The 21,259-nt window shown below is 71.6% G+C and carries 15 protein-coding genes; 6 read left to right on the top strand and 9 right to left on the bottom strand.

What is annotated here, in order from left to right:
• Positions 1-12 precede the first annotated feature (12 nt).
• The 9 genes from OG747_RS51140 to OG747_RS51100 form a co-directional block, all read right to left on the bottom strand.
• Complete coding sequence (locus tag OG747_RS51140; protein ID WP_331744977.1) at positions 13-831, bottom strand: hypothetical protein; 819 nt, start codon at positions 829-831, stop codon at positions 13-15.
• Entirely contained in the window at positions 828-1,973 is a 1,146-nt protein-coding gene (dgoD, locus tag OG747_RS51135) for a galactonate dehydratase (RefSeq protein ID WP_331743478.1), read from the bottom strand. The genes OG747_RS51140 and dgoD overlap by 4 nt, the downstream gene beginning before the upstream one ends.
• Entirely contained in the window at positions 1,970-2,707 is a 738-nt protein-coding gene (locus OG747_RS51130; RefSeq protein ID WP_331743480.1) for a FadR/GntR family transcriptional regulator, read from the bottom strand. The genes dgoD and OG747_RS51130 overlap by 4 nt, the downstream gene beginning before the upstream one ends.
• Positions 2,708-2,738: 31 nt before the next feature.
• Positions 2,739-3,512, bottom strand: coding sequence for a glucose 1-dehydrogenase (locus OG747_RS51125; RefSeq protein WP_331743483.1), 774 nt, complete (start codon positions 3,510-3,512; stop codon positions 2,739-2,741).
• Positions 3,513-3,578: 66 nt separating this feature from the next.
• A complete protein-coding gene (locus tag OG747_RS51120) occupies positions 3,579-5,684 on the bottom strand; it encodes an alpha-galactosidase (RefSeq protein ID WP_331743485.1) in 2,106 nt (701 codons plus the stop codon).
• Entirely contained in the window at positions 5,681-6,544 is an 864-nt protein-coding gene (locus tag OG747_RS51115; RefSeq protein WP_331743488.1) for a carbohydrate ABC transporter permease, read from the bottom strand. Before OG747_RS51115 ends, OG747_RS51120 begins: the two co-directional genes overlap by 4 nt.
• Positions 6,544-7,479 (bottom strand): sugar ABC transporter permease, encoded by a 936-nt coding sequence (locus OG747_RS51110; protein WP_331743491.1) that lies wholly within the window; start codon positions 7,477-7,479, stop codon positions 6,544-6,546. The genes OG747_RS51115 and OG747_RS51110 overlap by 1 nt, the downstream gene beginning before the upstream one ends.
• A 1-nt stretch (position 7,480) precedes the next feature.
• Positions 7,481-8,764, bottom strand: coding sequence for an extracellular solute-binding protein (locus OG747_RS51105; protein ID WP_331743494.1), 1,284 nt, complete (start codon positions 8,762-8,764; stop codon positions 7,481-7,483).
• 35 nt (positions 8,765-8,799) lie between these two features.
• On the bottom strand, positions 8,800-10,962 hold the full coding sequence (locus OG747_RS51100; RefSeq protein ID WP_405886382.1) for a glycoside hydrolase family 27 protein: 2,163 nt from the start codon (positions 10,960-10,962) through the stop codon (positions 8,800-8,802).
• Positions 10,963-11,243: 281 nt separating this feature from the next.
• On the opposite strand from OG747_RS51100, the gene OG747_RS51095 reads away from it, so the two are divergent.
• From OG747_RS51095 to OG747_RS51070, 6 genes are all read left to right on the top strand, one after another.
• Positions 11,244-15,326 carry a discoidin domain-containing protein gene (locus OG747_RS51095; protein ID WP_331765191.1) on the top strand — a complete coding sequence of 1,361 codons (4,083 nt, stop codon included), beginning with the start codon at positions 11,244-11,246 and terminating at the stop codon, positions 15,324-15,326.
• Positions 15,327-15,584: 258 nt separating this feature from the next.
• Positions 15,585-16,781 carry a DUF1343 domain-containing protein gene (locus OG747_RS51090; protein WP_331743500.1) on the top strand — a complete coding sequence of 399 codons (1,197 nt, stop codon included), beginning with the start codon at positions 15,585-15,587 and terminating at the stop codon, positions 16,779-16,781.
• A gap of 168 nt (positions 16,782-16,949) precedes the next feature.
• Entirely contained in the window at positions 16,950-17,930 is a 981-nt protein-coding gene (locus tag OG747_RS51085) for a GNAT family N-acetyltransferase (protein ID WP_331765190.1), read from the top strand.
• The gene (locus OG747_RS51080) at positions 17,927-19,297 is read left to right on the top strand and encodes an ABC transporter substrate-binding protein (RefSeq protein ID WP_331743506.1); all 1,371 of its coding nucleotides are present in this window, start codon (positions 17,927-17,929) and stop codon (positions 19,295-19,297) included. Before OG747_RS51085 ends, OG747_RS51080 begins: the two co-directional genes overlap by 4 nt.
• Positions 19,291-20,250, top strand: coding sequence for a sugar ABC transporter permease (locus OG747_RS51075; RefSeq protein WP_331743510.1), 960 nt, complete (start codon positions 19,291-19,293; stop codon positions 20,248-20,250). Before OG747_RS51080 ends, OG747_RS51075 begins: the two co-directional genes overlap by 7 nt.
• On the top strand, positions 20,247-21,116 hold the full coding sequence (locus OG747_RS51070; protein ID WP_331765189.1) for a carbohydrate ABC transporter permease: 870 nt from the start codon (positions 20,247-20,249) through the stop codon (positions 21,114-21,116). The genes OG747_RS51075 and OG747_RS51070 overlap by 4 nt, the downstream gene beginning before the upstream one ends.
• Positions 21,117-21,259 lie beyond the last annotated feature (143 nt).

Below are 21,259 nucleotides of genomic sequence, written 5' to 3'. Positions count from 1 at the left end.
CGGCAGGGGTGTTCAGTGGCCACGGCAGGCGGAGGTGAGGGTGAGGCGCCAGCGCACCTCGCCGGAGGCGGGGACGCGGGCGGCGTCGCCGGGGCCGGCCTCGGCCAGGTCGAAGACCCGGCCGAGCATCGGTTCGACGCCGGTGCTCCGATAGGGGCCGTGCTGGGGGAAGCCGCCGAGGTTGCGCCACAGGGCGACCGAGACCGGCTGCCCTTCGGCGTGCACGGCCAGGTTCAGGCGGTGGGGGCCGTCGTGGACGCAGGCCTGCCGGGCGTCGACGACGGCCCCCACCGCGGTGCCGTCGTCGGGACCGAGCCGGTCCAACGGCACTCCGCAGGGAGCGGGCCAGGCGCCGCTGATCCAGGGGGCGCCGTCCGGCCAGGGCCGGTCGACGAGTGCGGCGGCCTCCGGGAACAGACGGGTGGGCGCGCCGTCGGGCAGATGCAGGGTGGCGTCGGCCGACAGGTCGAGCAGGGCGTGTGCGGCCCAGACGAAGCGGAATCCCGGCTCGGCGGCAAGGACGTAGTCGGCCTCGGCTCCGCAGGCCGTGGCGCGGATCGTACGACGGAGGGTGAAGTCCGCGCAGCGCACGGACTCGGCGGCGCCGTCCCGGGTCCAGGGCCGGGACCAGACGTCCCCGTGGTCCGGGTCGCCGCGGACGGTGGGGACGCACTCCTCCAGCCCGCCCGCGTCCACGAACGCCGCACCGGGGGCGACCTGGTGGCGCTTGGGGTCGGGGCGGTGCCAGAGCCACTCGCGGCCGGGTGCCGCGAGGGAGGTCCAACGGCCGCCGTGGACTGGGTCGGTGACGATGTCCAGCGGCACGCTCACCACTCCGCGAACGTGCCGTCGGGGTGCCGCCACACGGGGTTGCGCCAGGCGTGCCCGACGCGGTCGGCGGCGCGGACGGCGGCCTCGTCGACGGTGACGCCGAGGCCGGGCGCGGTCCCGCGCGGTGCGTACCCGTCGACGAACCGGAAGGGTTCGGGGTCGACGACGTAGGAGAGCAGGTCGGCGTCCTTGTTGTAGTGGATGCCCCGGCTCTGCTCCTGGATGAGGAAGTTCGGTGTGGCGAAGGCGACTTGCAGGCTGGCCGCGAGGGCGATCGGCCCGAGCGGACAGTGCGGGGCGAGGTGGGCGCCGTAGGTCTCGGCGAGGGAGGCGATGCGGTGGACCTCGGAGATGCCTCCGGCGTGGGACAGGTCGGGCTGGGCGACGGCGATTCCGGCGGTCAGTGGGGCGAGGAACTCGGCGCGGGAGTAGAGGCGTTCGCCGGTGGCCAGCGGCACCGGGCTCGTGGCGACGAGGCCGGGCAGCAGGTGGTTCTGCTCGGGGACGACCGGCTCCTCGACGAACAGGGGGTGCAGGGGGGCGAGTTCGTTCAGGACGCGGCGGGCGTTGGCGGCGGTGAACCGGCCGTGGAAGTCGACGGCGACGTCGCGATCGGGCCCGAGGACGTCGCGGGCGGCCGCCACGCGGGCGACGACCCCCGCGGTCTCGGCCGCGGTCGCAGCCGGCGGGAGTGGGCCGGCGCCGTTCATCTTCACGGCGGTGAAGCCCGCCTCCACCTGCGCGGTGATCTGCTCGGTGAGTTCGGCGGGTTCGTCGCCGCCGACCCAGGCGTAGACGCGGACCCGGTCGCGCACGGGGCCGCCGAGCAGGGCGTGCACGGGGGCGCCGTAGGTCTTGCCCGCGATGTCCCACAGGGCCTGGTCGAGTCCGGCGACGGCGCTGGAGAGGACCGGGCCGCCGCGGTAGAAGCCGCCCTTGGTGAGGACCTGCCAGTGGTCCTGGATACGAAGCGGGTCCTGGCCGATCAGGTATTCGGCGAGGACGTCGACGGCGGCCCTGACCACCTCGGCGCGGCCCTCGACGACGGGTTCGCCCCAGCCGGCCACACCCTCGTCGGTCTCCACCCGGCAGAACAGCCAGCGCGGCGGTACGAGGAAGGTTTCGACGCGTGTGATCTTCACCGGCCACCGGTGCCTTTCGTGTCGTCGGGCCCGTCGATCCGGTCCAGGTCGCGTCCGGCCTGGTCGAGCAGGGCGCGCATGGCCGCCTCGGCGGCACGCGGGTCCCGGTCGCGTACGGCGTCCAGGACGGCGCGGTGGGCGGGTACGGGGTCCTCGCTGTGTGGGGAGCTGTGCACGATGCGGTCGCGGTGGGCGAGTCCCGACTCGATCACCACCTCCATGCGTTCCAGGAGTTCGTTGTGGGTGGCGGCGAGCAGGGCACGGTGGAAGGCGAGGTCGGACTCGACGGCGTGGGCGGCGCCGGTGCCGTGTTCCCCCATCGCCGTCAGGGCGTCCTCCAGGGCCGCGAGGTCGGCGTCGGTGCGGCGTTCGGCGGCCAGCCGGACCGCGGCCGGTTCGACGATGGCGCGCACCTCGGCGAGGTTGCGCAGCAGGCCGCGGTCGGCCTCGGCGGAGCCGGCGCCCTGGATCTGCCAGCGCAGCACGTCGGCGTCGAGCAGGTTCCAGTCGGAGCGGTCGCGGACGAACGTGCCGCGTTTCTGACGGGCGTCGACCATGCCCTTGGCGGCGAGGACCTTGAGGGACTCGCGCAGCGCGGTGAGGCTGACGTCCAGCTCCCGCTGCAGCGCCACGAGGTCGAGCGTGGCTCCCTCGGGGATCTCGCCGCCGAGGATGCGGCGGGCGAGGAACTCCACGGTCTGACCGTGCACGCCGCGGCGGGCGTAGGGCGTCATGTCGTACAGCCTTTCGGTGAACGGGGCGCGGTCATGCGGAGGCCTTCAGGACGCTCCAGCCGCCGTCGACGAGGAGGTGCGACCCGGTGATGTAGGAGGCATCGTCGGAGCCGAGGAACGCGATGGCCGCGGCCACTTCGGCGGGAGTGCCGAAGCGGCGGGCCGCCGTCTCGGCGACGCTGCGCGCGCGGTCCTCGGGCGGCACGCGGTCCCAGGCGGCCGTGAGGATCGGCCCCGGCAGGACGGCGTTGACGCGGACCTCGGGCCCGTACTCGACGGCGAGCTGGCCGCACAGGGACAGCAGGGCACCCTTGGACGCGGCGTAGGCGGGATGTCCGGGGATGCCCTTGTGGGCGTGGACGGACGAGGTGAGAACGATCGCGCCGCCCCGGTCGCGCAGGTCGGGCAGGACGGCGCGGACGCCGAGGAAGCCGGCGGTGAGGTTGACGTCGAGCTGGCGGCGCCAGGAGGCGAGGGAGAGTTCGTGGGCGGGGTGGACGTCGACGGTGTAGGCGTTGGAGACCAGGACGTCGACCGGTCCGAAGGAGTGGGCGGCGGCGACGATGCGGTGCCAGTCGTCCTCCGCGGCGACGTCGGCCGTGACGAAGCGGGCCCGGCCCCCGTCGCCGGTGATCCCTTCCGTCACGCCACGGCCCCTCTCCTCGTCGATGTCGGCGAGCACGACGGCGGCTCCCTCCTGGGCGAGGCGTGCGGCGGTGGCGGCTCCGATGCCGGAGGCGGCTCCGGTGACCACGGCCGTGCGGCCGGTGAAGCGGGCACCGCCGCGTCGTGCGGGCTGGTCCATCGTGGGGTACGGCTCCTTCGCGGGTCGGGCACGGAGTGCGGGTCCGTGGGGCTGGGTGGGTCGAATCTATGCCGGTCGCGGGCCCGGGTGACGGGTCAGCACGACCAGTTCGGCGTCGTGGTCTGCGGTCCACGCGAACGGCAGCCCGTAGTGCAGGAGGTGGGCGCCGCCGTAGGTGGTGCCGGAGGCCTCGTCGCGGTAGCGGGCGCCGGGGTCGAGGCCGCGCGGGCGCAGGCGGGCGGGACGTCCGGGTACGAGGGGCGCGCCGTCGAGGCGTCCGGTGTTCAGGGCGGCGACGACGGTCCGGCCGTCCGCGCCGTCGTACTGGACTCCGCAGGTGGCGTCGTCCGGGCTGCCGAGCAGGTGGGCCTCGCCATGGTGGATCACGTCCCGTACGTCCTTGTAGCGGGCGATCCACCCGCCGGCCTCGGCGCGGCGCTGCGGGGACCAGGCGCGCAGGTCGGCGCCGACGCCGAGGACTCCGCACATCGCGGTGACGAAGCGGAAGGCGAGGCTGCGCGGGCGGGGATCGAAGATTCCGGGGGCGTCGGTGACCCAGGAGCTCATCACGTGCGGGGCGTGGGCGTGCAGGAAGCCGTACTGGACGGCGAGCCGGTCCAGGGGCGCGGTGTTGTCGCTGGGCCAGACGACGTCGGTACGGGCGAGGGTCGTGTGGTCGATCCGGCCTCCGCCGCCGGCGCAGCCCTCGACACTCACGTGGGGGTGGGCGGTGCGCAGGTGGTCGAGGACGCGCAGGTATCCGTGGACGTGGGCGGCGTCCAGGTCGAGGCGTTCGGCGGGGGTGTCGCCGGGCCGGCCTCGTTCGGTGGGGGGCCGGTTCATGTCCCACTTGAGGTAGTCGACGCGGTGCTCGGTGAGCAGCCGGTCCAGGGTGGCGATGACGAAGTCCTGGACGTCCGCGCGGCCGAGGTCCAGGAGCAGCTGGTTGCGGACCAGGCGGGCGGGGCGGCCGTCGATCCGGTAGGCCCAGTCGGGGTGTTCGGCCAGCAGCCGGCTGCCGGGGCTGACGGCCTCGGGTTCGATCCACAGGCCGAAGTCCATGCCGAGGGCGCGGACGTCCTCGACGAACCGGCCGAAGCCCCCCGGGAAGGCGGCCGGATCGGGGTGCCAGTCGCCGAGGCCGGCGGTGTCGTCCGCGCGGCCCGTGAACCAGCCGTCGTCCACGACGAACAGCTCGATGCCGATGTCGGCCGCGGACTTGGCGAGTTCGAGCTGTCCGGCCGCGTCGACGTCGAAGCCGGTCGCCTCCCAGGAGTTGTAGAGGACCTTGCGGGGGCGGTGCAGGCGCGCTCCGGCGAGGTGGCGCTCGTAGCGGTGCCATACGCGGGACAGGCCGTCGAGTCCGTCCGCGCTGAACGCGCAGGCGAGGCGTGGTGTGGTGAGGGTCTCGCCGGGCGCGAGGAGGACGGCGCCCTCGTGGGGCACGCGCCCGGCGCGGACCCGGACGGCGCCGCCGGCTTCGGCCTGCGCGGTGATGTGCCAGTTGCCGGGCCACTCCAGGGCGATGCCGTAGGCGGGCGCGTCGTCCGAGGCGAGGTCCTGGACGGCGAGCCAGGGCGCGTAGGCGTGCCCGGGGGTGCCCTGGGTGCTGCCCATGGTGAAGGTGCCCCGGGTGAGGGCGAGTCGGGTGCGCTGGAACTCCTGGGACCACTGGCCGGTGAGGTAGGTCAGCCGGGCCCCCGCGGTGACCGGTACGTTGACGGCGCCGGAGTCGAACCGTTCCAGGCGCAGTTCCTGCCCGCCGGTGCAGGCCAGTTCGGTCCAGCGGTGCAGGACGTCGGTGCCGGGGACGACGGCGTAGCACAGGGTGGTGCGCAGGCCGAGGAGATCGTCGGTGAAGGTCAGCCGGAGACCGCCGGTGTCCTCCTTGGCCCCGGTGAACTCCCACCAGACGCCGCGTTCCTGTCCGGGACGGCCGGCGATCAGGTCGGCGCCGGTGAAGGGCCGCTGCCCCTGGGGCAGGTACTCGGCGGGGGCGGCGTCGGCGGGAGTGATGAAGTGGGTGCGGTGCGACCAGTCGAGGGCCGACGGTCCCTCCTCGACCCCGTGCGGGCCCCAGGCGTCCAGTTCGGCCCAGGGCCCGTCCGGGGACAGCCGCACGGTGTAGCTGGTGTTCTCGGTGCGCAGGGTCCAGCGCTCGTACGGCGTCACTTCACAGCTCCGAGGTTCAGTCCGGCCACGAAGTGACGCTGGAAGCGCAGGAAGACGGCGACGGTCGGGGCGGCGGCGATGACGGACCCGGCGGCGATCACGTTCCACATGGACACGTACTGTCCCTGGAGTCCGATGAGGGCGGCGGTGATGGGCATCCTGCTGTCGCTGCGCAGGACGGTGATCGCCCACAGCAGGTCGTTGAAGATCCAGGTGAAGGACAGGGCGCTGAGCGCGGCGAGGGCGGGACGGGTGAGGGGGAGGATGATCCGCCAGAAGATCTGCCAGGGGCCGGCTCCGTCGACCACCGCGGCCTGCTGGATCTCGGCGGGGATGGACCGCATGAAGCCGTGCAGGACGAAGACGTAGAAGCCGACGCCGAAGCCGACCTGCACACCGATCAGCGCGGGCAGTGTGTCGTACACACCCATGAGTTCGCTCAGCCTGGACACCGGGATGAGCAGGATCTGCGGCGGGAGCAGGTTGCCGCCGAGCATGAGCAGGAGCAGGGAGCGGCGCAAGGGCATCTCGTAGCGGCTGAGCGCGAACGCGGCCATCGCGGCCAGTGTGAGGGTCACCACGACGCACGGGATCGTCACGAGCAGGCTGTTGATGAGGGCGCGCTGCTGGCCGCCGTCGACCCAGGCCTGCTTGAAGTTGCCGAGGGTGAAGGACCGGGGCCAACTGCCCAGCCCGTGCGCGGCGATGTCGTCGAAGGACCGCAGGCTGGTGACCAGGACCAGGGCGATCGGCAGCAGCCACAGCAGGGACAGGGCCCCGGCGCCGGCGTGGAAGCCGGCGGTCGACAGGCGGCGCCGGCGCAGGGCGGCAGCGGAGGAGGAGCTGTGCGACGTCGTCATCAGTCCGCCTCCCGGAAGGCGCGCACGAGGTAGGAGGCGATCACTCCGAAGGCCAGCAGGAAGATGACGACGGCCAGGGCGGAGCCGTAACCGAGCCGCAGGGACTGGAACGCGGTGGAGTACATGTAGGTGCTCAGCAGTTCCGAGGAGTGGTAGGGACCGCCGCGGGTGAGGGACCACACCACGTCGAAGGAGCGCAGCGAGTCGATGACGATGACGGACAGGACGACCGCGTTGACGCCGCGCAGCTGGGGCAGCGTCACATGGCGGAAGCGCTGCCGGCGTCCGGCCCCGTCGACCTTGGCCGCTTCGTACAGGGCCGGGTCGATGCCCTTGAGGCCGGCCAGGTACAGCACCATGACGTAGCCGATCTGCCGCCACAGGGCGGGCACGATGACGGCGTACAGGGCGGTGTCCTGGTCGGCGAGCCAGGCGTGCTGCAGGCTGCCGAGGCCGACCGCCTGGAGGAGCTGGTTGAGGACGCCGTCGGGCTGGTAGATCGCCTGCCAGACGAGGGCGGTGGCGACCAGGGAGAACACCACCGGCAGGAACAGGGCGGCGCGGTAGAAGCCGACCCCGCGGCGTTCCTGCTGGAGCAGCAGGGCGGTGGCGAGGCCGAGCAGCGCGGACAGCCCGCCGAACAGCAGCAGCCACAGCACGGTGTCGACGGCCGCGGTGCGGAAGGTGTCGTCGTGGATCATCTCGCGGAAGTTGCCGAGGCCGACGAAGCGCGGTGCGGAGATCCCGTCCCAGCTGGTGAGGGCCAGGTAGAAGCCCTGCAGGGCCGGCCAGAACACCCAGAGTGCCTCGGCCAGCAGCGGGACGAGCACGAACGCCAGGACCAGGGGAGGGGTGCGGCGCGGGCCCCCGGCCCTTCGGCCGCGGGGCGGCGTCGGGGTCGGGGCCTTGCGTGCGACCGTGGTCAAGGCGGCCACGTCACGCTCCCCAGATCTTCTGGGCGTCGCGCTGCCAGTCCGTCAGGATGCTGTTGATCTCCTTGGGCTTGGCGATGAACTTGGTCAGGGCGGTGTCCGCGGTGGGCTGAAGGGCGTCGCTGGAGTCGCGGTTGAAGAACTGGGTGATCTCGACGGCCTCCTCGATGTGCTTGCGGCCCTTCTTCACCAACGGGGTCCCGGTGTCCTTGGCGTCGGGGTGGCACGGCAGCGCGGTGCCGGAGGAGCCCTTGAGGTAGATCTCCTGGGCCTCGGCGCCGGCCAGGTAGCGCAGCAGGTCGAAGACCTGCTCGCGGTGGCCGGTGCGGGCGCTGGCGAAGTACCCGTCGGTGGGGGCCTCTTCGGCGAGCGGGATCTTGGGGTCGATGACGGGGAAGCGGAAGAAGTCGATGTCGTCCAGGGCGTTCTTCGGTGCCGCGTCGGCGAAGAACGTGCCGATCAGCATCATTCCCGAACGGCCGTTGAGCAGGGCGGTGGTGGCGTCCTGGAAGGCGACGGCGGTGCCGTTGGGGTCGAAGTACGGGAGCACCTCCTTCCAGTGGTCGAAGACCTTGTGGACCTCCGGGTCGTCGAAGCGGTGCTTGCCGGCGAGGAGTTCACGGTGGTACTGGGCGCCGTTGATGCGGATGTCGAGGTAGTCGAACCAGGCGGAGGCGACCCAGGCGGTGTTGCCTCCCGCGCCGAGGCCGATCGGGGCGACGCCCTTGGACTTGAGCTTGTCGCACAGGTCGAGGAAGCCGTTCCAGTCGGTGGGCGGGCTCACGCCCCACTTCGCGAAGTTCGACTTGCGGTAGAACATGCCCCACCAGTAGTACGTGGTCGGCACGAAGACCTTCTTGCCGCTGCTGGAGGTGCACAGGGTGTGCAGGGCCTTGGAGTAGCGCTGCAGGTCGGGCGAGGTCCACACCTCGTCCAGTCCGAGCAGGAGGTTCTTGCGGGCGTACGCGTCCGCCACCGAGCCGGGGTACCAGGTGTAGACGTCCGGCGGGTTGGCAGAGGTGAGGTACGTCGGCAGCTGGGTGCGGAACGTCTCGGCGGCGACGGTGTTGAGGTCGACGCTCCCCTTCTTCTTGTACGCGGCGACCAGGTCCTGCATCGCGGCCTTGGCCTGCGGCGCGGAGAGGTTGGACTGCAGGGAGACCGCGCCCTTGGAGGAGGTCTTGGACGAGGACGAGGTGGAGGTCACGCAACCGCTGAGCAACGCCGCGGTTCCGGCGGCGCCGGCTCCCGCGAGCAAGCGCCGGCGGCTGGTCTGTGGAGAGGTCATGGAAGGCTCCTGCCAGGTCAGGACGATTGGATGAGCTACTTGAAGGTGATGCGGTGCACGGTGCCGTCGACTCCGCGGTAGACCGCGTCGACCGCCTCGTTCGCACCCGCGACGGCTCCGAGCGCTCCGTCGAACGCGGCGCTGGGGAACTCCTGCCGCTTCGACCAGCCCTGCCAGGCGCCCGCCTCGTACCGCTGCTGCCAGAGGGTGTAGTCGCCGGCCCGCGCGTACAGGAGCACCTGGTCGCCGACGGTGACGAGGGTGGGGCTGCCGCTGACCGTGCCGCCGAGCGCGCTCCACACCGACCACTGGCCCGAGGTGTCCCGGGAGAGGGTCCAGATGTCGTCCGACGCGGTCCGCACGGCGACGTGCACCCGGCCGGTGGAGTCGACCGCCGCGGACGGTCTGCCGTACGTCACACGGCCGTCGGGGGTGCCGAGCGAGGACCAGTCGGCGGACGGGCCGCGCTGTACGATCCGGCCTTCGCCGTCACGTGCGACGAGCGTCCAGTGGCCGGGGTCGGTGAACGCCACCGACGGCGCGTCGCTGAGCCGTCCGCCCAGGCTCTGCCAGTCGCCCCAGTGGCCATCGGTGTAGACCCGCCGGTAGGCACGGGAGTCGGCGCCGCGCACGAAGACGTCGATACGGCCGTCGGCGGAGGCGTGGGCGGCGGGCTGGCCGAGGATGCCGCCCTTCACCGGACCGCCGAGGTCCCGGGTGCGCGGTGCGCCGCGGCCGGTGTCCGTGTGCTGGACCAGCGTGCCGTGGGGCCCGCGCAGGAAGGTGTGCACGGTGTCGCCGGAGCGCGCGACCGCGGGGTCGGCGGTGGTCCGCGCTCCCAGGCCGGTACCGGGCAGGGCGTCCGCGCCGGTGAGCTTGAGGAACGCGGTGCCGTGGGCGGGCACTTCGACCGTGTAGGAGTCGGTGTGGACGCCGCGGTCGGCGCGGGCGCGCAGGTCGCGCACGGCGACGGGTCCGCCGAGGGCGGTGTCGGCGAAGCGTACGGTGCGCTGGGCCGGCTTGTCGGACCGGTTGAGCAGGACGACCGCCCGCTTGCCCCGGCCCGAGAGGACCTTGCTGTACACGTCGCCGGTGTCGTCGGCGGCGACCCGGACGCCCTGGATACCGAGGGGGTCCTGGTCGACGGCGATGATCTCCGGGTTGCGCAGGGTGGCGAGCATCGACGCGTTCAGGGTGCGCGGGTCGGAGCCGAGGACGAGCGGGGAGGCCATCTCGGCCCACATCACGAACTGGGTGGTGGACTCCTCCTCGGTCAGCTCCGGTGTGCCGTCGGACGTCGGGCGCATGGGGATGAGGTAGTCGGGGTCGTTCCAGTGGCCGGGGCCCTGCGCCTCGGGGTGCCAGGCGTTGGCGTCCATGTTGCGCAGGATGTTGGGCCACTCGCCCGGGGTCGGCGTGCCCCAGGCGATGTCGGTGCCGGTGCGCCAGGAGTCGGCGATGGCCGGTGCGTAGACGAACGTGTTGTGGGCGTCCTGCTCGGGGGTGTGGGGCAGGCCCCAGTCGTCGGTGAGCGGGTTGCACAGGTTGAGCAGCATGCGGCGGCCGGACTTCGCGACCGCGTCGCTGAGTTCCTTGAACGCGGGGCCCGGGTCGAGCTTCGCGCCGATGCCGCAGAGGAAGTCGACCTTGATGGCGTCGATCTTCCAGCCGGCGAACTGCCGTGCGTCGGCGTCGTAGTGGCCGCGGCTGCCCAGTCCGCAGCTCTTCCCGCCGTCGTATGTGCCGGCGTCGGTGTAGATGCCCGCGCGCAGGCCGCGCTGGTGCAGATACGAGACGAGGGCGGGGATGCCGGAGGGGAAGCGCTCGGGGCTGGCGACCAACCGGCCCTGCGCGTCACGGGGGTTGTCGGCCTGCCAGCCGCCGTCGAGCCAGACGATGTCGTAGCCGCTGTCCCGCAGGCCGCTGCTGACCAGCTTGTCGGCGACGGAGCGTACCTCCTTCTCGGTGGGCGCTCCCAGGCCGTAGTAGGTGTTCCAGCCCATGTACGGAGTGGGGGAGAGTCCGCTGTCGTAGAAGGCGGGCGCGCCCTGGTCCTGCGAGGCGGAAGCGGTGGCGGAGGCGGTGGCGGAGGCGGAGGGTGCCGTGGTCGCCGCGACGACCACCATGACGGCGGCGGCGACGCCACGGCGGGTGAGGCGGCGGAGTCCGGGCCTCGGTGCGGGTGCTTGCGAAGTCACGTGCCACTCCCGGGGGTTGGGAAGCAGTAGGGGCGTGACGCGGGCCGCACGGGGCAGGGGGCCTCGGTGTCACGGCGACGACTCTGGACCGCGGCCGAAACCGTGTCAATATTAATTACTAATTTAGTAGAAGCAGTCGTTCGTCATCTGCTGGAAACCTTGACAGGGCGCGTACACGGGGGCAGTGTTCGGCAACGTTGTCATGGGCATTGGCAACGTTGTCACCCCCCCATCGAGTCGAGCGCCCCGTCTTTCGACATCCCTGATCGGAGCCAAGGTTCATGTCGAATCAGTCCTCCTCTCCTTCTCGGCGTGCCGTTCTCTCCGCCGGGTCCACCCTGCTCGCCGGATTCGGCGTCGGCATGGCCCTGCCCTCAGCGGCGGCCGCGGCCGCAGCGGGGCAGCCGGGCACTGCTTCCAGCCACGGTGAACTCGCGGCGAACCGCCCGGTGTCGGTGTCCTCCACCGACTACGCCCCCACCCCGGCCGCGTTCGCCGTCGACGGCCTGACCGGCGCCGGCGTGAAGAACTCGGGCTGGCGCGCCGCGGTCGGCGACCCCCAGTGGATCTCCGTCGACCTCCAGGCGCTGTGCGAGGTGGAATCGCTGCGGCTCACCTTCGAGGCCACCCTCGACGATCCCCCGTACACCGACTCGACCAGCGGCAACCCGCGCCTGGACACCACCGGCCAGGAGATCCTGTCCAGTTGCGCGACCGACTTCGTCGTCGAGACGTCCCGCGACAACCGCACCTGGACGGCCGCGTTCCGCACCGGCTCGGGCAAGGGCGGGGTGATGGAGATCCCGTTCCAGAAGCCCGTCACCGCCCGCTGGGTACGGATGACCGTCAACAAGCGGTCCAACGCGAACCCCGTAGGGCTCAACGGTCTCCAGGTGTACGGGACCTGCCGCACCGCGCGGCCGTCCGTCACCGGCTGGACCGACTGGGGCACCCACCACGGCACGCCGCCGGCGCTGACGGCCGGCGCGGACGGCACCGTGCCACTGGAGTCCGGCTGGGACCTGACGATGGACGACTGGGCGGGCAAGGACGGCGCCGAGCTGTCCCGTCCGTCGGTGGACACCAGCAGATGGCTGCCCGCGACGGTCCCCGGCACCGTCCTCACCTCCCTCGTGGACGGCGGCCACCTGCCCGATCCCGTGGCCGGGTTCAACAACCTGCACGTCCCCGAGGCCCTCTCCCGCCACTCCTGGTGGTACCGCCGCGCGTTCAAGCTGCCGGGGGGCCTGCGCACGGGACCCGGCCGACACGTCTGGCTGGAGTTCGACGGCATCAACCACGAGGCCGAGGTCTGGCTCAACGGCTCCGAGGTGGGCACCGTCACGAGCCCGTTCGCCCGGGGTGCCTTCGACGTGACGAAGCTGCTCACGGACGGCGACCAGGCCCTCGCCGTGAAGATCAGTCCGATGCCGGTGCCCGGCAGCCCGGGCGACAAGGGCCCGCAGGGCCTTGCCTTCGTCGACGCCGGCGCGAACACCATGAACCGCAACTCGCCCACGTATCTGGCCTCTTCGGGCTGGGACTGGATGCCCGCGGTGCGGGACCGGGCGGCCGGCATCTGGAACCACGTACGGCTGCGCTCCACCGGCGCGGCCGTGATCGGCGACCCGCGTGTGGAGTCCCGGCTCCCGGACCTGCCGGACACCCGGACGGCCGAGCTGACGGTCACCGTGCCGGTGCGCAACGCCGACGCGGACAGCAGGCGCGTCACCGTCTCCGCCGCCTTCGGCGACGTGCGCGTGACCAGGACGGTCACGGTCCCCGGCGGGCAGAGCGCCGACGTCGTCTTCAGCCCGGCGGACTATTCCCAACTCCGGCTGCGCAACCCGAGGCTGTGGTGGCCCAACGGCTACGGCGAGGCGGCGCTGCACAGGCTGACACTGGCCGCAACGGTCGACGGCGAGGAGAGCGACCGGCGCACCACGCGGTTCGGCATCCGCCAGTTCGGCTACGAGTACCAGGTCCCGCTGGTCTTCCAGACGGGCAGCGACGCATACGCGCAGACCGTGGACTTCACTCGGCTGAAGGCCCGTTACGTGCGCGTCGCATGCCACACCCGGGCCACGGACTGGGGTTCCTCCCTGTGGAGCCTGAGCGTCGCCGACAGCGCGGCGCCCGACACCGACCTCGCGCTGCACAAGCCGGCCACCGCCTCCACGGTCGACACCGACTCCAACGGCGCCGGCAACGTCACGGACGGCGACCCCGGCACCCGCTGGTCCTCCGCGTTCCAGGACGAGCAGTGGGTCCAGGTCGACCTGGGCTCCTCCCTCTCGTTCGACCGTGTGATCCTCACCTGGGAGCAGGCGTACGCGAAGACGTACACGGTCCAGGTGTCCGAGGACGGCTCCACCTGGACCGACGCGAAGGCCGTGGACAACACGGCGGTTCCGCTGCCGTTCCACACCTCGGGCGCCGCGAGCCTGCAGAACGTGGACTTCGACGCGCGGACCGCGCGCTACGTGCGGGTGCTCTGCCACACGCGGGCCAGCAGCTGGGGTTCGTCGATGTGGGGCCTGTCGGTCGTGGACAGCACCGCCGCCGGCACCGACCTCGCCCTGCGCAAGAAGGCCACCGCGTCGTCCGTCGAGCAGGACTCCAACGGGCCGGCGAACGCCGTCGACGGCAACCCCGACACCCGCTGGTCCTCGGCCTACGAGGACGAGCAGTGGATCCAGGTCGACCTCGGTTCGCCGGTCGGGTTCGACCGGGTGGCGATCACCTGGGAACAGGCGTACGCGCGGACGTTCACCATCCAGGTGTCGGACGACGGCGAGAAGTGGACGGACGTCACCTCCGTCGACAACTCCATCGAACCGCTCAAGATCAGCGTCAACGGCGTCCGCGTCTTCTGCCGCGGCGGCAACTGGGGCTGGGACGAACTGCTGCGCCGGATGCCCGCCGAGCGGATGGACGCGGCCGTGCGGATGCACCGCGACATGAACTTCACCATGATCCGCAACTGGGTCGGGTGCAGCAACCGCGAGGAGTTCTTCGCGAGTTGTGACGAGCACGGCCTGCTCGTGTGGAACGACTTCCCCAACGCCTGGGGGATGGACCCGCCGAACCACCAGCTGTTCCTCGACGCCGCGCAGGACACGGTGCGGCGCTACCGCATCCACCCCTGCGTCGTGGTGTGGTGCGGCGCCAACGAGGGCAACCCACCCGGCCCGGTCGACGAGGGCATGCGCAAGGCGGTGCGGGCCGAAGCGCCGGACGTGCTGTACCAGAACAACTCGGCAGGCGGCATCGTCACCGGTGGCGGTCCCTACGGCTGGGTGGAGCCGGAGAAGTACTACTCGCCGGGGACCTACGGCAGCGGCAACTTCGGCTTCCACACCGAAATAGGCATGCCCGTCCTCCCGACGGCGGAGACCATGCGCCGGCTCGTCGGCGACGAACCCGAGTGGCCCGTGGGCGGCGCCTGGTACTACCACGACTGGAGCACGCGGGGTAACCAGGCTCCGCAGAACTACATGGCGGCCGTCGAGGCGCGGCTCGGCACGGCCAAGGACCTCGACGACTTCTGCCGCAAGGCGCAGTTCGTCAACTACGAGAACTTCCGGGCCATGTTCGAGGCCTGGAACGCGAAGCTGTGGGACGACGCGACCGGTCTGATGCTGTGGATGTCCCACCCCGCCTGGTACAGCACCGTCTGGCAGACGTACGACTACGACTTCGACGTCAACGGCGCGTACTACGGTGCTCGCAAGGCCAACGAGGCCCTGCATGTCCAGGCCGATCTGCGGGACGGCCGGGTGATCGCGGTCAACCACACCCCGAACCGGGTCAGCCGCGCCACGGTGACCGCGACGTTCCTCGACCTGTCCGGGCGCGAGGTGGCGGCGCAGCAGCGGAAGTCCGTCGACATCGCTCCGTCGGCCACGGCGGACGCGTTCACCGCGGGCTGGACGGACGACCTGCCGGACTTCCATCTGCTGCGGCTGCGCCTGGAGGACTCCAGCGGCAGCTTGCTGGCCGAGAACACCTACTGGCGCCACCGCGACGCCCAGGCCATGCAGGCGCTGAACCGCGCCGACCGGACCAGACTGTCCGCCGAGGTCACCGACACGGACCGCTCCGGCAGCCGCGGCGAACTCACCGCGCGAGTGCGTAACAAGGGCGGGGCGGTCGCGGCGATGGTGCGCGTCTCGCTCGTCGACTCCGCGACCGGTGAGCGGGTGCTGCCGACCCTGTACAGCGACAACTACCTGTGGCTGCTTCCCGGGGAGTCCCGCACGCTCACGCTGTCCTGGCCGGCAAAGGCGCTCCACTCGGGCAAGCCGAAGCTGCGGGTGGAGGCCTACAACGCGCCTGTGGTGTCCGCGGTCGCACGGCACTGACCGGTGGAGTTCGCGGGGCCCGCGGACGCCGAGGGGCCTGCGCGGGACATGGTCATCGGCTTCGCCATCGGACGGATGCTCTCGGAGTGTGCCTGCGCAGCCGCTGTTGTCGGAGGAGCGGGCCGACGCGATCGCGTCCCGCTCGAACTCCTCCAGAGGCGTTGCGGCGTTCGTCGCGCCTTCATTGCGAAATTCCAGGACATACAAGTAAATTTCCGTCAGCTGCTTCGAGGTGTCACCGGCAGACGGGGGTAAGGGATGAGCACGGACGACCGCGTCGCGGTGACGACCGGGATCGCACGACTGCACGCGTCGCCCGGACTCGCCGGGCCCGGCCGGCTCGGGCTGGTGACCAACCACACCGGCGTCCTCCCCGACCTGCGCCCGGCCGCGCCCGCGCTGCTCGAGGCCGGCGCGCGGCTGGTCGCCCTGTTCGGTCCCGAGCACGGGCTGCACGGGACCGGCCAGGCCGGCGAGGGCGAGGCCGCTCAGGCGGACCACACCACCGGCCTGCCGGTCCACGACACATACCGGTGCGGCGGCGAGCGCCTCGACGAACTGCTGCTCGACAGCGGCGTCGACGCCCTGGTGTACGACCTGCAGGACATCGGGGCCAGGTTCTACACCTACGTGTGGACCATGTTCGACCTGATGGTCTCGGCGGCCCGTACGGGCGTACGGTTCGTGGTCGCCGACCGGCCGAATCCCCTCGGTGGACTCGTCAGCGAGGGCCCGCTGCTCGACCCGGCGTGGGCCAGCTTCGTCGGGCGCGCCGCGGTACCCGTCCGGCACGGCCTCACCTGCGGCGAACTCGCCCGGCATCTCAACGCCTCGGCCGTGCCCCAAGTGGCGGGCAGTGCCGCTGACTTGACGGTGATCGAGGCCGTCGGCTGGCAGCGCGCCATGGACGCGGAGGCCACCGGCCTGCCGTGGGTCGCACCCTCGCCGAACATCCCGACGCCCGCCACTGCCACCTTCTACCCCGGCACCTGCCTGTTCGAGGGCACGAACCTCTCCGAGGGCCGTGGCACCACGCAGCCCTTCGAGATCGTCGGGGCCCCGTACATCGACGCGCGGTTCGCGCCCTCGCTCGCCGAGCTCGCCCTGCCCGGAGTGCACTTCCGTGATCTGCGGTACGTACCGACCTTCCACAAACACGCCGGACGGCCGCTGCGCGGGGTCCAGCTCCACATCACCGACCGCGAGGTGTTCGCTCCCGTACGTACCGCCGTCGCGATGCTCGCCACGCTGCGGCGGCTGTACCCGGACAACTTCGCCTGGCGCACCGCGGACGGCGGCGTGGAGGGGACCGGCCACCGTCACTTCGTCGACCTGCTGTGGGGGTCCGACCGGTTGCGGCGTGCCGTCGACGCGGGCGACGACCCGCTGGCGCTGTGCGATCCGCCGGCGCCGCCCGGCCGGTGGGCCGGCGACGACGTGCTGCTCTACCTCTGAGATCCCTGAGCCCTCCTGCCCACCGCTGCGACCTGCTGCTCTGCCCCTGACCCTCGTGGACCGCGTCCTGATCGCCGTGGCGCAGCGCACTCCGTACCGGACCGAGGCAGCGCCGCGGGCGACGTGCGACGCCGTCCGCGACCTGCGTATGGAAGGACAACCCCGTCGATGACCGATCGCACGACGAAATCCCGGGCCGAGATGCGTGGCTTTCGCGCGGGCGACGGACCGCGGTTGGTGGAGGCGTGGCGCCGGAGTGCGCCGGCCGACCCCATCACCCCGGACCGCTTCCGCTCCCTGGTGCTGCTCGACGCCAACTTCGATCCGGAGGGGCTTCGGGTCGCCGTCGACGGCGACCGCGTCGTCGGGGCGGCCTACGCGGTGCGCCGTCTGACACCTATGGCCGGCATCGACCTGGAGCCGGAGCAGGGCTGGATCCCGTTCTTCTTCGTCGACCCGGCCGCCCGCGGGCGCGGCCTCGGCCGCCGGCTGCTGACCGACGCCCTCGACTGGCTGCAGGGCCACGGCCGCACCCGGGTGGACTTCTCCTCGTACACCCCGAACTACGTCCTCCCCGGCCTGGACGCCGAGGCGTACCCGGAAGCGGCCGGGCTCCTCGAGTCCCTGGGCTTTCGCACTCTGTACGAGGCGGCGGCGATGGACCGCGGCCTGGTCGGCTATCGCATTCCGGAGGATGTCGCGCGCCGCTTGGACGAACTGACGGCGCGGGGCTACCGGTTCGCCACCCCGCGCGACGACGACCTGGTGGACCTGTTCGCGCTCGCCGGGAACCACTTCGGCCCGGACTGGGCGTGCATGATCCGGGACTGTCTGGCCGCGGGCACGCCGCTCGACCGGATCGTCGTCGCCCGGGACCCCTCGGGCCGCCTGGTCGGCTGGGCGATGCACGGCACGTTCGATTCGGTGGACGAGCGGTTCGGCCCGATCGGTGTGCTGGAGGAGATGCGCGGCACCGGACTCGGCGAAGTCCTCCTCCACCTGGTCCTGGAGCGGATGCGGGCGCGCCGTGCGCACTCCGCGTGGTTCCTGTGGACCGGTGAGCAGTCCCCGGCGGGCCACCTGTACCGCAAGACCGGTTTCACCACGACCCGGGTGTTCCGCGTGATGCGCCGGGAGGCGACCCGATGACGCTGACGCCGTCGCGCCGCACCGGCAGCCTGAGTCGCCGTCACTTCGCGCTCGCGCTCCCCTCGGCGCTGCTCGCCTCCGGATGCGCCGCGCCGCACCAGGGCACCGGGCGGCCCGGGGATCCGATCGTCCTCACCCTGCTCTCCCACTATGCGAGCGGGGCGCTCAAGGTGGCGCTGCAGGTCCCGGTCGACGAGTGGAACGCCACGCACGACCGGGTCAAGGTGCGGACGAAGGCCGTCGAGTTCACGGATCTGCTGACCACGTTCATGGTTCGGCAGGCCGCGGGCCAGGGCGCCGACATCATCCACCCGTACTGCCTGTGGAACGGCCAGCTCGTCCAGGCCGGCGTCCTGCGGCCCGCTCCCTCCGAGCACGCCGAGGAGATCACGCACGGCTACGGCAAGGCCGCGGTCGCCTCCTCGTCGGTGGGGGGCAAGGTCTACGGCTACCCCACCGAGGTGCAGACGTACGCCCTTTACTACAACAAGCGGCTGCTGCGCGAGGCCGGCATCGACGGCCCTGCGCGCACCTGGCGGGAGCTGGAGGAGACGGCCTACCGCACCGCCGAGCGGGACCGGTACGGCAACACGCTGGTCCAGGGGTTCGGGCTGTCGACCTACGACGACTCCACCACCGTCGGCCAGACGCTCGCCCTGCTCAACGCCGCCGGCGGAACGTTCGTCTCCGCGGACGGCAGGAGCACCGCCATCGACTCGCCGGCCGGCCGGGCCGTGTTCGATCTGGAGCACCGCCTCGTCGTCAAAGGTGCGAGCGCCCCCGGCGTCAACGTCTACAAGGCGTTCCCGTCCGGGCAGGTGGCCATGGTGGTCAGCGCCGGCTGGTGGACCGGGAGCCTGAAGACCCTGATGGGCAAGGACTACGGCGATGTCGGCGTCGCGCCGCTGCCCGTCCCCGAGGCGGACGACAAGCGCGCCACGCTCTCCACCGGCTTCATGCTGGGGGTCAACGCGGCCAGTGAGCACCCGCGCGAGGCCTGGGAGTTCCTGCGCTGGCTCAACACCGAGAAGGTGAGCGTGAAGAGCGCTGGGAAGAGCGCTGGGAAGGGCGCGGGGAAGGGCGCGGCAGCGACCCGGATGAGCTCCCTGCAGGTGTCGGTCGGCTCCCTGACCGGCCGCGCCGACGACATGCGGACACTCCTGGGCGAGGGCACCGATCCGAACCTGCGCCCGTTCCTGGACGCGCTGGCGTACGCGGTGCCGGAGCCGAACGTGCCGGGCGCGCAGCAGGCCAAGTCGCTGCTGCGCAAGAACATCGAGGCGTTGTGGACCGGTCAGCAGTCGGTCGACGAGGCGCTGCGCACCACCCGCCGTCAGGTCGATCAGGAGGTGTCGCGCTCATGGTGAACACCCTGACCCCGGCGACGACCGAGCGGGCGCACAGCCCGCGGCCCGCCGGGCCCGCCGCCCGCGGCCGCAGCCGGGCCCGGCGCCGCCAGGCCGTCGTCGCCTATCTCTTCCTGGCGCCGACCTTGCTGTTCTTCGCGGTCTTCCTGATCCTGCCGCTCGGCTTCGCGCTGCTGCTGTCGATGTCCCGCTGGGCCGGGTTCGACCTCGGCGACATCGAGCCGGTCGGCCCGGACAACTTCACCCGCCTCTTCGCGGACGGATCGACGTTCCTGGCGCCGATCCTCACCAACACGCTGCTGTTCGCCCTGGGCACCGTGGCCCTCGCGCTCGCCGGCGCCGTGCTCGTCGCCACCTGCATCGACAACCTGCGGTTCCAGGGGCTGTGGCGCACCCTGTACTTCCTGCCGATCGTCACGACCGTCGTCGCCGTCGGCAACGTATGGAAGTACATGTACGAGCCGGGCGGCCTTGTCAACGGCGTCCTCAACGCCCTCGGGCTCGGCTCGGTGGCGTTCCTCCAGGACCCGGACACCGCGCTGCCCTCGGTCGTGGTCGTACAGGCCTGGGCCTCGGTCGGCACGGCGATCCTCATCCTGACCGCCGGGCTGAAGTCCGTTCCCGACTCGTACTACGAGGCCGCCGCACTCGACGGCGCCGGGCCCGTCACCGTCTTCTGGAAGATCACACTGCCGCTGCTGCGGCCGTCCCTGCTGCTCGTGTGCATCACCCAGCTCATCACCGGCCTGCAGTCGTTCGCGCTGATCATCGTGATGACCAAGGGCGGGCCGGGTGACGCGACCGATGTGGCCGCGCTGGAGATGTACCGGCAGGCCTTCAGTTACGGCGACTGGGGCACTGCGAGCGCCGCCGCCTTCGTGCTGTTCGTGGTGGTCCTCGTGGTCACCCTGGTGCAGTTGTGGATCTTCCGACGCAAGGGGGAGGACGCATGACCCGCCGCCGTTTCCCGTGGTTGTCGTATCTGGTGGTCGTGACCGGCGCCGTGCTCACGGTGGTGCCGTTCCTCGACATGGTGATGACGTCCTTCAAGGGGCCCGGCGAGTCCGGCACGCTGCCGTACCGGTTCCTGCCCGAGGCGTTCGACCTGTCCAACTACCGGGCGGCGATCGACCAGCTCGATCTGCCGGTGCTCTTCCGCAACAGCGTCATTGCCACCGCCGTGATCACCGGGTCGGTGCTGCTCACGTCGTCACTCGCCGGCTACGCGCTCGCCAAACTCCGCTTCCCCGGCCGGAACTTCATCTTCCGCCTTGTGCTGTCGACGATGATGTTCCCCCCGTTCCTCTTCTTCGTCCCGCACTTCCTGATCCTGGTGCACTGGCCGCTGGCGGGCGGCAACGACCTGTTCGGGCGCGGCGGCGCGGGCCTGACCGTCAGCATCGTGGCGCTCGCCATGCCGTTCCTCGTCAACGGCTTCGGGATCTTCCTGATGCGCCAGTTCATGGTCTCGATCCCGGACGAGGTCCTGGAGGCCGCGCGCATCGACGGGGCCGGCGAGTTCGCCGTGTGGTGGCGGATCGTGGTGCCGCAGACCAAGCCGGTCATGGTGACGCTCGGGCTGCTGACCTTCGTCGACGCCTGGAACGAGTACATCTGGGCGCTGCTCGTCTCGACCGCCGACCCGGACGTGATGACCCTGCCCGTCGGCATCCAGCTCCTGCAGGACTACGTCGACCCGACCCGCACGATGCCCATCGTCATGGCCGGCCTCGTCCTGAGCATCCTGCCGGTCCTGATCCTCTTCCTGCTGCTGCAGAAGTACTACATCCGCGGCGTCATGCTCAGCGGCCTCAAGTAAAAAGCGAATCCGTGACCTGCACGAGAACGAAGACGCTCCTCGCCGGGCGGCCACATCGGCGATATGGCCCCACGGCGGGCCGACGGCCCGGTATCGCGTCCCGCACGGGCCGACCGGACCGGCGGGCATCCGGGTGCCCGCTG

The sequence above is a fragment of the Streptomyces sp. NBC_01384 genome (assembly GCF_045040035.1).
Taxonomy (GTDB): Bacteria; Actinomycetota; Actinomycetes; order Streptomycetales; family Streptomycetaceae; genus Streptomyces.
The sequence above is the reverse complement of the archived record's forward strand: the minus strand, read 5'-3'. Positions and strand labels throughout refer to the sequence as shown.